General features: G+C 60.6%; 14 protein-coding genes. 7 read left to right on the top strand and 7 right to left on the bottom strand.

Annotation, left to right across the window (positions count from 1 at the left end):
* Positions 1 to 7 precede the first annotated feature (7 nt).
* Both BMZ57_RS24120 and ureE read right to left on the bottom strand, forming a co-directional pair.
* Positions 8 to 682: an urease accessory protein UreF gene (locus BMZ57_RS24120; protein WP_010213560.1), complete on the bottom strand. Its 675-nt coding sequence runs from the start codon at positions 680 to 682 to the stop codon at positions 8 to 10.
* Complete coding sequence (ureE, locus tag BMZ57_RS24115; RefSeq protein ID WP_010213559.1) at positions 679 to 1179, bottom strand: urease accessory protein UreE; 501 nt, start codon at positions 1177 to 1179, stop codon at positions 679 to 681. Before ureE ends, BMZ57_RS24120 begins: the two co-directional genes overlap by 4 nt.
* Before the next feature lie 276 nt (positions 1180 to 1455).
* Between ureE and BMZ57_RS24110 the strand changes: the two genes are divergently transcribed.
* A complete protein-coding gene (locus BMZ57_RS24110; RefSeq protein ID WP_021493234.1) occupies positions 1456 to 1953 on the top strand; it encodes a C40 family peptidase in 498 nt (165 codons plus the stop codon).
* A gap of 5 nt (positions 1954 to 1958) precedes the next feature.
* Here BMZ57_RS24110 and BMZ57_RS24105 read toward each other — a convergent pair whose 3' ends face one another.
* Positions 1959 to 2591, bottom strand: a complete 633-nt coding sequence (locus BMZ57_RS24105; protein ID WP_010213557.1) for a TetR family transcriptional regulator — start codon at positions 2589 to 2591, stop codon at positions 1959 to 1961.
* Between the two features lie 150 nt (positions 2592 to 2741).
* The gene (locus BMZ57_RS24100) at positions 2742 to 3194 is read right to left on the bottom strand and encodes a hypothetical protein (protein WP_010213556.1); all 453 of its coding nucleotides are present in this window, start codon (positions 3192 to 3194) and stop codon (positions 2742 to 2744) included.
* Between the two features lie 359 nt (positions 3195 to 3553).
* On the opposite strand from BMZ57_RS24100, the gene BMZ57_RS24095 reads away from it, so the two are divergent.
* Complete coding sequence (locus tag BMZ57_RS24095) at positions 3554 to 5623, top strand: AsmA family protein (protein ID WP_069672799.1); 2070 nt, start codon at positions 3554 to 3556, stop codon at positions 5621 to 5623.
* Between the two features lie 201 nt (positions 5624 to 5824).
* Here BMZ57_RS24095 and BMZ57_RS24090 read toward each other — a convergent pair whose 3' ends face one another.
* A complete protein-coding gene (locus tag BMZ57_RS24090; RefSeq protein ID WP_010213553.1) occupies positions 5825 to 6355 on the bottom strand; it encodes a ferritin-like domain-containing protein in 531 nt (176 codons plus the stop codon).
* A 98-nt stretch (positions 6356 to 6453) separates the two neighbouring features.
* On the bottom strand, positions 6454 to 7353 hold the full coding sequence (locus BMZ57_RS24085; protein ID WP_021493232.1) for a LysR substrate-binding domain-containing protein: 900 nt from the start codon (positions 7351 to 7353) through the stop codon (positions 6454 to 6456).
* A gap of 136 nt (positions 7354 to 7489) precedes the next feature.
* On the opposite strand from BMZ57_RS24085, the gene BMZ57_RS24080 reads away from it, so the two are divergent.
* The gene (locus BMZ57_RS24080) at positions 7490 to 8131 is read left to right on the top strand and encodes an FMN-dependent NADH-azoreductase (protein ID WP_021493231.1); all 642 of its coding nucleotides are present in this window, start codon (positions 7490 to 7492) and stop codon (positions 8129 to 8131) included.
* 80 nt (positions 8132 to 8211) lie between these two features.
* Complete coding sequence (locus BMZ57_RS24075) at positions 8212 to 9102, top strand: esterase/lipase family protein (protein ID WP_010213550.1); 891 nt, start codon at positions 8212 to 8214, stop codon at positions 9100 to 9102.
* On the opposite strand, the gene BMZ57_RS24070 is transcribed toward BMZ57_RS24075, so the two are convergent.
* Complete coding sequence (locus BMZ57_RS24070) at positions 9099 to 9968, bottom strand: DMT family transporter (protein ID WP_010213549.1); 870 nt, start codon at positions 9966 to 9968, stop codon at positions 9099 to 9101. The genes BMZ57_RS24075 and BMZ57_RS24070 overlap by 4 nt on opposite strands.
* Positions 9969 to 10065: 97 nt before the next feature.
* On the opposite strand from BMZ57_RS24070, the gene BMZ57_RS24065 reads away from it, so the two are divergent.
* The 3 genes from BMZ57_RS24065 (at position 10066) to BMZ57_RS24055 (ending at position 12435) form a co-directional block, all read left to right on the top strand.
* The gene (locus BMZ57_RS24065; RefSeq protein ID WP_010213548.1) at positions 10066 to 10854 is read left to right on the top strand and encodes an AraC family transcriptional regulator; all 789 of its coding nucleotides are present in this window, start codon (positions 10066 to 10068) and stop codon (positions 10852 to 10854) included.
* A gap of 71 nt (positions 10855 to 10925) precedes the next feature.
* Positions 10926 to 11228: a PsiF family protein gene (locus tag BMZ57_RS24060; protein WP_010213547.1), complete on the top strand. Its 303-nt coding sequence runs from the start codon at positions 10926 to 10928 to the stop codon at positions 11226 to 11228.
* 193 nt (positions 11229 to 11421) lie between these two features.
* Positions 11422 to 12435 carry an AI-2E family transporter gene (locus tag BMZ57_RS24055; protein ID WP_010213545.1) on the top strand — a complete coding sequence of 338 codons (1014 nt, stop codon included), beginning with the start codon at positions 11422 to 11424 and terminating at the stop codon, positions 12433 to 12435.
* Positions 12436 to 12483: the final 48 nt, after the last annotated feature.

Genomic DNA, 12483 nt, shown 5'->3' with positions numbered 1-12483 from the left:
TTTTCTCCTAGGAACGGAATAGGCGGCTGTACTGGCGCTCGTGGGCCATGCATGCCAGGGACAGGCCGAACGCGGCGCTGCCGAAATGGTGGGGGTCGATGCGACTGGCGTCCTGCTGGGCTTGTTGCAGCAACGGCAGCAATTCGCTGGTCAGGCGCTGGGCGGCTTGCTGGCCGAGGGGCAAGGTTTTCATTAGCACGGCCAATTGGTTTTCCAGCCAGCTCCACAGCCAGGCGGCGAGGGCATCGGCGGGGCTGATGTGCCAGGCGCGTGCGGCCAGGGCCCAGCCCAACGCCAAATGCGGTTCGGAGCACGCTTGAAGGACGGCACGGGCGGCTTCATCCAGTTCCGGCAGGCCGTTGAGCAGTTGTTGCAGGGAGTAGCCCATCTGCCGGCTCTCTTGATACAGCTCGCGGGTCTCACGGCTGGCGCGATGTGCCTCGCACAGCTGGGTCAGACGCGGCCAGTCAGCATCGACCGCCGCTTGGCAGTGGGCGAGCAACACCGGGGCTTCAAAGCGCGCCAGGTTGAGCAGCAACTGATCGCTGATCCAGCGTCGCGCACTGGCAGCATCGCTGACGCGACCGTTCTCCACCGCCATTTCCAGGCCCTGGGAATAGCTGTAGCCGCCAATCGGCAATTGCGGACTGGCCAGACGCAACAGCGCCCAGGCTGGGTTCATAGACGCACGCCGAACTGGTGCAGCTTGGGCGGGTAGTTGAAATCTTCATCGCCATGGCGCGAGTGGTGGTGTCCGCCGCCGTAGGCGCCATGTTCCGGCTGGAACGGCGCCTCGATGGTTGCCGTCTGCGCGCCCAGTTGTTCGAGCATGGCCTTGAGCACATAGTCATCGAGCAGGCGCAACCAGCCATCGCCGACCTGCAATGCCACATGGCGGTTACCCAGGTGATACGCCGCACGCGTCAGTTCAAATGCGCTGCTGCAGGTGACGTGCAGCAGGTGTTCAGGCCGGGCGCACACGCGTACGACTCGTCCGTCCTCGGCCTGTAGGAATTCGCCATCGTGCAGCGGTGGCTGGCCGCGCTCCAGGAAAAGGCCGACGTCTTCACCGTCGGCACTGAAACAGCGCAGGCGGCTTTTGCTGCGGGCTTCGAAGTTCAGCAGCAACTCGGCGGCCCAGAGGGCTTGGGGGGCGATTCGGCGGTGGATCACCAGCATCAGGAAGCTTCCAGCTATGAGCGATGAAGCAGCTAGAGCAAGGGGCTTGCCAACCTCGATGGGGAGTAGGAATTGCCTGTAGGCAAGCGCGGCATGCCACTAAACAGGGCGAGGAAAAATGCTCGACGTGCGCCAAAGTGGTGCGCAATGTTGCGTGTTGCACGCGTGATGGGCATTTTCGGATTTTCCCTACACGTTATGGGGAATCGGCGTTCATCACCTTACCTGCGAGATCATTAGGCTGTGCGCCGTGTTTAATTCACTGCGACGTTCATCATGTTCAAATCATTTTGTTGCCTGGTTATTGTCAGCCTATCTCTCGCGCTTTCATCGGCTTCCGCGAATTTGAAGTCCCATCCGTCCTTCAGCACTTCGCTGAAGCAAGCGTCTATCGAGGATGTGGTCGACCGCGCCCACGAACTGCTGGGTACGCCTTACAAGTGGGGTGGCACCTCGGCGGACCAGGGTTTTGATTGCAGCAGCCTGCTGGTCTATCTGTTCAAGACCGAAGCCAATATCCAGTTACCGCGCACCACTGCGGCCATGCAGCGGTCAACAGCAGCCACTATCAGGCGCAATGCGCTCAAGGCGGGTGATGCGGTGTTTTTCAAAGGAAATGGGGGCGGACAAGTCAGCCATGTGGGCCTTTATATAGGCGAGGGCAAATTTATCCATTCACCCCGCGCAGGCAAGCACATCCGCATCGACTCATTGAGCAACAGCTACTGGAACAAGAATTACACCACCGCCAAGCGTTTCCACACGGCAGGGTGATGGCTTTACTCGGTGCTGCCCAAACCCTGCCAGTGCTTCAAGCCGATAAAGATAAAGCGCAATTGCTGGGTGATTTTTGCCTGGGGCGTGAGGTGTTCAGGCAGCGCCTGGGCCGGTGGGTCGATGATGTCGGGAAGGGTGGCGAACACACTTTTGACGATCAGGTCGGCCATCACATGCAGACCTTCGGCATCCAGGTGCTGCAGTTTTGGCATGAGCGTCAGGTCGGCCGCCAGGTCGCGGGTGATGTCTTCACGCAATGCACCGATCGCCTGGCGCACCGCCAGGCAGCCGCCGTATTGCTCGCGGGCCAGGAACAGGAATTGCGAACGGTTGGCCGAGACCACGTCGAGAAAGATCCGCACGGAGGCATCGATAATGCCGCCCATCACGAATTCGTTGTGGCGCACCAGACGGATCGTGGCGCGGAAGGTCTGGCCGACTTCACTCACTAGCACGAGTCCCAATTGGTCCATGTCGGCAAAATGCCGATAGAAACCGGTGGGCACGATACCAGCCGTTTTTGCCACTTCGCGCAGGCTCAGGCTGCCAAACCCACGGCCACACTCCATCAGATGGCGGGCTGCGTCCATCAGGGCGAGGCGGGTCTGTTGCTTCTGTTCGGCGCGGGGCAGCATGGGCGGGCGGGCTTTGTCGGCGAGTACAGCGACGCACTCTAGCAAAACAGTTCTGTTGGCGTCGAACTTGGCGGGGAAGGGCGTGACGCGATCTACAGGAAAGCAAAAGCCCGATCGACAGATCGGGCTTTTTTCTCGGCCACCACGGGGTTAGCTCTGTGCTTGATGCAGTTCTTGCAGACGGTCAGCACCGCCTTCAGCAACGCCTTCGGTGTAGGCGCGTTTGTTGGCTTGTTCTGCACCGCCTTCGACCAGACCTTTCTGTTCCAGGCGATCACGGCCACCTTCGGCAACAGCATTGCGCTCCAGCAGGCGATCAGCACCACCTTCAACCAGGCCTTTTTCTTCCAGGCGGTTGCGGCCGTTTTCGGTCAGGCCTTCGGTGTAAGCGCGTTTGTTGGCGTGTTCCGAACCATTTTCAGCGACAGCGCCTTTGGCGTAGTCACGGTTCTCGTCTTCTTGCGAACCGCTGCGAGCGACGGTCTGGCTGAAATGAATGGCGTCAGCTTTGACTTGGGGTGTGGCCTGTTCGGCGGCTGGCAGGGCGAAGGCACTGGAAGCCAGGATAGATAACAGGGCGGTAGCGAGTAGTTGGCGTTTCATGATGGGTTGCTCCTTGGGAGGGCGATAAAGTGGGTACAGGGCTAATGCTACTCTCGATAAGTCGATATAAAAGTTCATAAACACAATGGTAATAATCAACAGAATTGATTGTTCTAGGCGGAGGCTCTAGAACGGGCCTCTCAAGCACGCGGTTTTGCACCGGGGTGGGTATTTTCGACACGTTCGTGGGTAACAATGGTGCGCCGTCGTAGGCCGAATCTGTCGAGTTGGTCAGAAATTGAGGTTTTTCCAGGCAAATCGGGGATTGGGTTAAACCCCCAGGCGGTTTGCCAGTCGGAGTTCTATAAACTGTCTTAAAAGGCTGTCACCCAGCCAGTCGTATTCAGGAGTCCTGTGCAATGACGCGCACTCGTAAAATTGTCGCTTGGAGCTGCGCCAGCTTCGCTCTGTTAATCGCTGTGGCGGTGTTGGTCCTGGTGTTCTTTGACTGGAACCGCATCAAGCCGCCCCTCAATGCCAAGGTTTCTGAAGAACTGCATCGGCCATTTGCCATCAACGGCAACCTGGCGGTGGTGTGGGCGCGTGAACCCGATGAAGACGGCTGGCGCGCCTGGGTGCCATGGCCTCATGTGATTGCCGAAGACCTGACCTTGGGCAACCCGGACTGGTCGAAGAACCCGCAGATGGTCACCCTCAAGAAGGTGGAACTGCGCATTTCTCCCCTGGCGTTGCTGGTGCAGCGTGTGGTGATCCCGCGTATCGATCTCACCGAGCCGAGCGCGCAATTGCAGCGCCTGAGCGATGGCCGCGCCAACTGGACCTTCAAGTTCGACCCCAAGGACCCAAACGCCGCGCCTTCCAACTGGGTGGTGGACATCGGTGCCATCGGCTTCGATAAGGGCCACGTGACCCTCGACGACCAGACTCTCAAGACTCAATTGGATGTGATCATCGACCCGCTGGGCAAACCCATTCCCTTCGGCGAAATCGTCGGCGACGCTGATGCCAAGAAGGCCTTGGAAAAAGGCTCCGCCCCGCAGGACTATGCGTTCGGCCTCAAGGTCAAAGGTCAGTACCACGGCCAGAAGCTCGACGGCAGCGGCAAGATCGGTGGCCTGCTGGCCCTGCAGGACGCGGCCAAGCCGTTCCCGCTGCAAGCCCAGGTCAACATTGGCGACACCCGCATCGCCCTGGCCGGCACGCTGACCGACCCGATGAACCTCGGCGCGCTCGACCTGCGCCTGAAACTCGCCGGTTCCAGTCTGGGCAATCTCTACCCACTGACCGGCGTGACCCTGCCAGATTCGCCAGCCTATTCCACCGACGGTCATCTCATCGCCAAGCTGCACGAGCCCAACGGCGCTTCGTTCCGCTATGAAAATTTCAACGGCAAGATCGGCAACAGCGACATCCACGGCAACCTCGCCTACGTCGCCAGCCAGCCACGGCCCAAGCTCAGTGGCGCCTTGGTGTCCAACCAACTGCTGATGACCGACCTCGCACCGCTGATCGGCGCCGACTCCAACGCCAAACAAAAAGCCCGTGGCGGTGACAGCAAACAGCCGGCGACCAAAGTGTTGCCGGTGGAAGAGTTCCGCACCGAGCGCTGGCGTGTCATGGATGCCGATGTGGAGTTCACCGGCAAGCGCATCGTGCACAGTGCCGATTTGCCCTTCACCGACCTCTACACCCACCTGGTGCTCAATGATGGCGAGCTGAGCCTCGAACCCCTGCGTTTCGGCGTCGCCGGCGGCAAGCTGGATGCGCAGATTCGCCTCAACGGCCGTATCACGCCAATGGAAGGTCGCGCCAAACTCACTGCGCGCAACTTCAAGCTCAAGCAGCTGTTCCCGACCTTCGAACCGATGAAAACCAGCTTCGGTGAACTCAACGGCGATGCCGACATTTCCGGGCGTGGCAACTCCGTGGCGGCACTCCTGGGCACCTCAAACGGTGACCTGAAGATGCTGATCAACGACGGCGCCATTAGCCGTGGCCTGATGGAAATCGCCGGGCTCAACGTGGGCAACTACGTGGTGGGCCGCCTGTTTGGCGACAAGGAAGTGAAGATCAACTGCGCGGCGGCGGACTTCGGTATCAAGACAGGCCTGGCGACCACGCGTTTGTTTGTGTTCGATACCGAGAACGCCATCATTTACATCGAGGGCACGGCGAACATGGCCACGGAACAGTTGGACCTGACCATCAATCCGGAATCCAAAGGCTTCCGCCTGTTCTCCCTGCGCTCACCGCTGTACGTCAACGGGCCGTTCATCAAGCCCAATGCGGGTGTGAAAGCCATTCCGCTGGCATTGCGGGGGGCGGGCATGGTTGCGCTGGGTGTGGTTGCCGGCCCGGCGGCCGGGTTGCTGGCATTGGTCGCGCCGAGCGGTGGTGAGCCGAATGAGTGCGCGCCGTTGCTGCAGCAGATGAAGGAAGGCAAGGCGCCGAAAACAGTAAAAGGCTAGCCTCCGGTAGGGATGAAAATCGCGTCTGATATGCAGGAGCCTGAAGGGAAATATCCATTAGCCCTGTTGACGGTAACTCGTCTACTGTCAACGCTAACAGGTAGATGCCCGTTTCTATCGCAGTGATTGCGTATAAAAAAGCCCCAAGTAGGAGCGGTCGCTCCCCTTGGGGCTTTTTTGGCGGCGCCTATCGAGGGTGGCCTACAGGCTTTCGAGAATATCCGCCATGTCGTCGGCGTGCTCTTCTTCCTGAGCCAGGATTTCTTCAAACAGACGGCGCGTGGTTGGGTCCTTATCACCGATGTACTGGATGATTTCGCGGTAGCTGTCGACGGCAATCCGCTCGGCGACCAGGTCTTCGTAGACCATTTCCTTGAGGTCCTTGCCGGCCACGTATTGCGCGTGGGAGTTTTTCGACAGCAGGTCCGGGTTGAACTCCGGCTCGCCGCCCAACTGCACGATACGCTCGGCGAGTTTGTCGGCGTGTTCGGCTTCCTGGGTGGCGTGCTCAAGGAACTCCTGCGCGGCCACTGCAGCCTTGATGCCACTGGCCATGAAGTAGTGGCGCTTGTAGCGCAGTACGCAGACCAGCTCGGTGGCCAGCGAGGCGTTCAGCAGGCGAATGATTTCTTCGCGGTCGGCATCGTAGCCTTCGGTCACGGCACCGTTCTCGACGTTCTGGCGGGCGCGGCTGCGCAGGGTCGCAACGTCAGTCAAGTTTGCTTCGGTCATCTCAATCTCCTGGTACTAATCCGGTTTTGCGCCACGCTCTGCCGGCGTGATCGCTCCAAGTTGTGAGTCCCGCGCAACACAAAAAGTTTTATCGGATTTTACAAGGCGTGACCGGACAGCCTGACTTCCTCCTGCATCCACTGGAAGAATGCTCGCACTGGCGGATGGCGCTCGCGGCCCGGTACGCACAACGCGCTGTAACCCGCCCCGTCCACGCTGATCCGGGGCCGGTAAGGCACCAGTAACCCCGAAGCCAGACTTTCCGATACCAGAATGTTGCTGGCCAGGACCAGGCCCTGACCGGCGATGGCTGCTTGCAGCGCGTAGTGCTCTTCGTCGTATTCGCGCAATATCGGCGCGTCCCGCAACCAGCGTTCCCCAGCCTTCTCGCACCAGGCTTGCCAGCCCAGCGCGTAGAGCTTGGAGTTGTGCCAGCGCACGCTGATCAGTGTGGGAGCTTGCGTTTGGGCCAGCACCACCTGCTCGGGGGAGCCGTATACCGCAAAAGATTCATCGAACAAGCACAAACCATAGAGGTTGGGGTAGTCATCGAGGCTATAGCGGATCACCAGATCGACGCTGGCATCTTGCTGCAAGTCGACGACTTCACACTGCGTATCCAGGCGCAGGTTGATACCAGGGTGTGCGGCGTAAAACCGTCCCAACCGTGGCACCAGCCATAAGGCGGCGAAGGCTGGCGTGGTGGATACGGTGAGGTGCCCGGTGCTGCGTTGCGGGCGCAGGGTGTCGAGGCTTTGCGCCACGTCCAGCAGGGCACCGTGCACGCTGTGGAACAGCCGTTCGCCACACTCCGTCAGGCGCACCTGGCGTGGCAGACGTTCGAACAGCGGCACCCCCAGCCAGGTTTCCAGGCTGCGGATCTGGTGGGAGACCGCCGTGGGTGTGACCGACAGTTCCTGGGCGGCAGCCTTGAAACTGAGCAGGCGCGACGCCGATTCAAAGGTGCGCAGCGCGGTGAGGGGTAGCGAGGCAAACATTTCAGCTCCATGGATGAAATGGATTCATCCGGATCAACTATTGCTCATTTGTCGGAAGTACCCAGCGACTCTAGATTTGCGCTTAAGAACGACGGCTATCCAGACCGTCTGAGTCTAACTCGCGAAGGTCATACAGATGAAAAAAATGCTAGTTATCCACGCCAGCCCCCGTGGCGAACGTTCCCACTCGCGGCGCCTGGCCGAATCCTTTCTCGACGTGTGGCAGGCCGCCAACCCTGGCGCGCAGGTCACGCGGCGCGAAGTGGGTCGAGCGTCGATTCCTCACGTCAGCGAAGCGTTCGTCGCGGCGAATTTCTACCCCGAACCGCAATCCATGCCCAAGGTGATGAAGGCCGACCTGCAACTGAGCGATGAACTGGTCGCAGAGTTGATTGACCACGAAATCCTGGTGATTTCCATGCCCCTGTACAACTTCGGCGTGCCCAGCGGCCTCAAGGCCTGGATTGATCAGATCGTGCGCATGGGCCTGACCTTTGATATCACTCAAGACAGCCAGGGCATCGCGCAGTATCAGCCTTTGCTCCAGGGCAAACGTGCACTCATCATCACCAGCCGGGGCGGCAATGGCTTTGGTCCGGGTGGCGAGTTTGAATGGATGAACCATGCCGACCCGCACCTGCGCACGGTACTGGGCTATATCGGTATCGAGGATGTGCGGGTGATTGCTGCCGAAGGTGAAGAGTCGGACAAGAGCGTATTCCAACGTGCCTATGCCGACGCCGAGCGCCAGTTGCATGACCTGGCTGGGCACTTCTAAAAAGCCCGGATGTCATGGGGTGGTCACGTCGGTTGATCTAGGATGGACCTATTACTTCCATCGCCCTGGACGCCTGCTCCATGCCGCAATCCCTTGCCACGCGTTACCCCTTGGTGCTGGTCCCCGGCATGCTCGGGTTCGTGCGCCTCGTTTGGTTTCCCTATTGGTACGGCATCGTCCCGGCGCTACAGGCGGGTGGCGCACAGGTGTTTCCTGTGCAGGTGGCGCCGCTGGACTCCAGTGAGGTACGTGGCGAGCAATTGCTGGTGCAGATCGAGCGCATCCGCCGTGAAACGGGGGCCGACAAGGTCAACCTGATCGGTCACAGCCAGGGCGCGCTCACCGCGCGGTATGCGGCGGCCAAGCGCCCGGAGTGGGTGGCGTCGGTCACGTCGGTGGCCGGGCCCAACCATGGCTCCGAGCTGGCGGACCACATTCATCTCAATTACCCAGTGGACGGCGTGAAGGGGCGGATCATGAGCGCGCTGTTTCACCTGGTCGCCTGGGTGATGGGCGTGTTGGAGACCGGCTATCGCGGGCCGCGCTTCAAGGCGGACTTGCAGGCCTCCCATCATTCGCTGACGAGTGCGGGCGTGGCGCTGTTCAATCAGCACTATCCACAGGGGTTGCCACAGACATGGGGTGGGCAGGGGGCAGAAGAGGTCAACGGCGTGCGTTATTACTCGTGGTCCGGCACTTTGCAGCCGGGCATCACTGACCGTGGTCGCAACCTGTTCGATGGCACCCACCGCAGTTGCCGCCTGTTCGCCCGCAGCTTTGTGCGTGAAAAGGGTCAGTGCGACGGCATGGTCGGACGCTACAGCTCGCACCTGGGATGGGTGATCGGCGATGACTACGCCCTGGACCACTTCGATATCGTCAACCAGTCCCTGGGCCTGGTGGGCAAGGGCGCCGAGCCTATCCGACTGTTTGTCGAGCATGCCCGGCGCTTGAAGGCTGCCGGGGTTTAGCGCACCGGGGTGGTCCAGCGCTCCGACAGAATCACCCCGCCCAAGGTCAGCAAACCGCCCACCAAGTGATACAGCGCCAACTCTTCCTTCAACACTACGGCGGCGATCAATGCAGTGATCAACGGCAGCAAGTTGAAAAACAGCGTGGTGCGGCTCGGGCCCAAGGTCTTCACCGAATGCATCCACGCCAGTGGCGCCAACATCGAGGCCAGCAGGCACGCATACAGCACCAACGGAATGTTCGCCCAGCCAAGGCCCGCTTTCGCGGAGAACAGGAACAGCGGGAACAGCACCACCACCGCCACCAGCACCTGCAGATACAGCAACACCAACGGCGGCAGGCGCAGCTGCCATTTTTTCAGCAGGGTGCTGTAGACCGCGTAGGCCAGTGTCGCGACCAGCATCATGCCGTCACCCAGGTTGACCCCGTGTTGCAGCAATGCGTCGAGGCTGCCGGCGGAGACCACCACCACGACGCCGGCAAATGACAGCACGGCACCGGTCAGCGCGCCGTAGGTCAGGCGCTGGCCCAGGCTGATGATCGCCGCCGTCAGCGCCATCAACGGCATCAACGACAGGATGATCCCCATGTTGGTCGCCGTGGTCAGCGACGCGGCGTAGTACGCCAGGCTCTGGTACACCGCCATGCCCAGCACGCCGAGGATGAATACCTTGCCCAGGTTCGGGCGGATCAGCGCCCAGTTGGCGATCACCGGCTTGATCATGAACGGTGTAAACAGCAGCGCCGCCAGCAACCAGCGGTAAAAGCCGATTTCTGCAGGGAACAGCGCGCCCACGGCCAGCTTGTTGACGACGGTGTTGCCAGCCCAGATGAAAATGGCCAGCAAGGGATAAGCGTATTGCATCGAAATGAACCAAGTGTGTTGATGAGGCAGGATTATCCATTGTCTGGATCGAAGCCTATACTGCGATCCAGACAAACCACCTCTGTATCCAGACAATATGGCCAAGCACAACGTACGCCTTCCGGATTTTCCCCGGCTGCCGAGCCCGGTGTACTTTCGCTATTCGGATTTCGCGCCCGACACCGAGTGCACCCCGCACCAGCACTTCTGGGGTTCGCTGGACTATTCGGCCAGCGGCGTGATGCGCATGGAAGTGGCCGGTAACCGCTTCATGTCGCCGCCGCAATACGCGGTGTGGGTGCCACCCCACACCGAACACAGCTCCTACAATGCCGAGGCGATCGTCTATCACTCGGTGGGGCTGGCGCCGGAACTCTGTGAGCGGCTGCCGCAACAGCCTTGCACCCTGGCCATCAGCGATATCCTCAAGGCCATCCTCAGCGATTTCGCCCAGCGTGACGTGAACATGCCGCAGACCGACGCCGACATTCGCCTGGCCCAGGTGCTGGTGGACCAGCTCAAGCAGGCGCCGATCCACGATTGCTTCCTGCCTTACGCCCGTCACCCCGGCCTGCTGGGCGTACTGGAAGGCCTGCAGGCCGACCCTGCCGACAATCGCCCCCTGGCTCACTGGGCAGAGCAAGTCCACGTGAGCGAACGCACCCTGGCTCGCCTGTTTGTGCGGGAGCTGGGCATGAGCTTCGGCGAGTGGCGCCAGCGCCTGCGCTACCTGGCGGCCATTGAAGCCCTCGACAGCCAGCGCAGCGTGCAACATGTCGCATTTGATCTGGGCTACAGCAGCGCTTCGGCCTTTATCGCCATGTTCCAGCGCCAGGCGGGCTGCACCCCAGAGCAATACCGGCGGACGCATATCCGTAGTCGGTGAAGATGTAACAGGCTTTGACTACACTACCCGGTAGGCCGTGCCCTCCTGCACGGCAACAGGGAGAAAACTCCATGAAGATGCTGCGAATTCCGTTGTTGATGATGGGCCTGCTGCTGTGTTCCCAAGGTTTTGCCGCCACCGCCCAGCAAAATAAAATGACCACCTGCAATGCCGAAGCGACCACCAAGACGCTCAAGGGGGACGAGCGCAAGGCCTTCATGAAGACCTGCCTGTCCGCCCCGGCGGCCAATGACGCCAAGACCCTGACGCCGCAGCAGCAGAAGATGAAGGATTGCAATGCGTCGGCGAAAACCAAGGCGCTGACTGGCGATGCGCGCAAAACCTTCATGAGCACCTGCCTCAAAGGCAGTTGAGTAGGCGAATCCCCTGTGGGAGCGGGCTTGCTCGCGAAAGCTGTTTTTCGTTCAACACCTCAGTGACTGAACCCCCGCTTTCGCGAGCAAGCCCGTTGCCACGCTGACAAGTTTGCAACACCAAGACCTCTCGCTTGATTCCTTCAAGGCTGGCAGACTGCCCATCCTTTAACGCCGTTCGTTTTGAGGCTGTATGCCAACGTTTTCTCAGCGTCACGTGATATTGCTGGCCAGCTACATCATCATTTTCGGCGGACTGCTGCTGGTGCTGCCGCTCAAATTGTTGCCCAGCCTGCTGGCCGGTCTGTTGGTGTTCGAGCTGGTCAACATGCTGACCCCCCAACTGCAACGGCTGATCGAAGGCCGGCGCGCGCGCTGGCTGGCGGTGGCGCTGCTCGGCACCTTGATCGTCAGTGTGCTGACCCTGATCTTCGCCGGTGCCATCAGCTTCCTGCTCCACGAAGCGGAAAACCCCGGGGCTTCCCTGGACAAATTCATGGGCGTGGTCGACCGCGCGCGCGGCCAGTTGCCGCCGTTCATCGATGCCTACCTGCCCGCCAGCGCCGCCGAGTTCCGCGTGGCCATCGGCGACTGGATGAGCAAGCACCTGAGTGAACTGCAACTGGTCGGCAAAGACGCCGCCCACATGTTTGTCACCCTGCTGATCGGCATGGTGCTCGGCGCCATCATTGCCCTGCAGCGCGTGCCCGACTTGACCAAGCGCAAACCCCTGGCCGCCGTGCTGTTCGATCGTCTGCACTTGTTGGTCCAGGCCTTTCGCAACATTGTCTTCGCGCAAATCAAGATCGCCGCGCTCAACACCGCCTTCACCGCCGTGTTCCTCGCCGTGGTGCTGCCGCTGTGCGGGATTCACCTGCCGCTGACCAAAACCCTGATCGTCCTCACGTTCCTGCTCGGCTTGCTGCCCGTCATCGGCAACCTGATGTCCAACACGCTGATCACCATCGTGGCGCTGTCGCTGTCGATCTGGGTGGCGGTGGCGGCACTCGGGTATCTGATCGTGATCCACAAGGTCGAGTACTTCCTCAATGCGCGCATTGTGGGTGGACAGATCAGTGCCAAGTCGTGGGAGTTGTTGCTGGCGATGCTGGTGTTTGAGGCTGCGTTTGGGCTACCCGGCGTGGTGGCGGGGCCGATTTATTACGCGTATCTCAAGAGTGAGTTGAAGCTTGGGGGAATGGTTTAGAGATTGACGTTGCTTGGGCCCGCCCCTTCGCGAGCAAGCCCGCTCCCA

The organism is Pseudomonas simiae (assembly GCF_900111895.1).
GTDB lineage: Bacteria > Pseudomonadota > Gammaproteobacteria > Pseudomonadales > Pseudomonadaceae > Aquipseudomonas > Aquipseudomonas simiae.
Note: the sequence above shows the minus strand (reverse complement) of the source record. Positions and strands in the feature narration are given on the sequence as shown.

What these genes read in the sequence shown, in the direction of transcription:
- BMZ57_RS24100 (WP_010213556.1), bottom strand. Translation starts at nt 3,194, where the DNA reads ATGAAACGCCAACTACTCGCTACCGCCCTGTTATCTATCCTGGCTTCC.
- BMZ57_RS24090 (WP_010213553.1), bottom strand. Translation starts at nt 6,355, where the DNA reads ATGACCGAAGCAAACTTGACTGACGTTGCGACCCTGCGCAGCCGCGCC.
- BMZ57_RS24085 (WP_021493232.1), bottom strand. Translation starts at nt 7,353, where the DNA reads ATGTTTGCCTCGCTACCCCTCACCGCGCTGCGCACCTTTGAATCGGCG.
- BMZ57_RS24070 (WP_010213549.1), bottom strand. Translation starts at nt 9,968, where the DNA reads ATGCAATACGCTTATCCCTTGCTGGCCATTTTCATCTGGGCTGGCAAC.
- ureE (WP_010213559.1), bottom strand. Translation starts at nt 1,179, where the DNA reads ATGCTGGTGATCCACCGCCGAATCGCCCCCCAAGCCCTCTGGGCCGCC.
- BMZ57_RS24080 (WP_021493231.1), top strand. Translation starts at nt 7,490, where the DNA reads ATGAAAAAAATGCTAGTTATCCACGCCAGCCCCCGTGGCGAACGTTCC.
- BMZ57_RS24075 (WP_010213550.1), top strand. Translation starts at nt 8,212, where the DNA reads ATGCCGCAATCCCTTGCCACGCGTTACCCCTTGGTGCTGGTCCCCGGC.
- BMZ57_RS24095 (WP_069672799.1), top strand. Translation starts at nt 3,554, where the DNA reads ATGACGCGCACTCGTAAAATTGTCGCTTGGAGCTGCGCCAGCTTCGCT.
- BMZ57_RS24110 (WP_021493234.1), top strand. Translation starts at nt 1,456, where the DNA reads ATGTTCAAATCATTTTGTTGCCTGGTTATTGTCAGCCTATCTCTCGCG.
- BMZ57_RS24120 (WP_010213560.1), bottom strand. Translation starts at nt 682, where the DNA reads ATGAACCCAGCCTGGGCGCTGTTGCGTCTGGCCAGTCCGCAATTGCCG.
- BMZ57_RS24060 (WP_010213547.1), top strand. Translation starts at nt 10,926, where the DNA reads ATGAAGATGCTGCGAATTCCGTTGTTGATGATGGGCCTGCTGCTGTGT.
- BMZ57_RS24105 (WP_010213557.1), bottom strand. Translation starts at nt 2,591, where the DNA reads ATGCTGCCCCGCGCCGAACAGAAGCAACAGACCCGCCTCGCCCTGATG.
- BMZ57_RS24055 (WP_010213545.1), top strand. Translation starts at nt 11,422, where the DNA reads ATGCCAACGTTTTCTCAGCGTCACGTGATATTGCTGGCCAGCTACATC.
- BMZ57_RS24065 (WP_010213548.1), top strand. Translation starts at nt 10,066, where the DNA reads ATGGCCAAGCACAACGTACGCCTTCCGGATTTTCCCCGGCTGCCGAGC.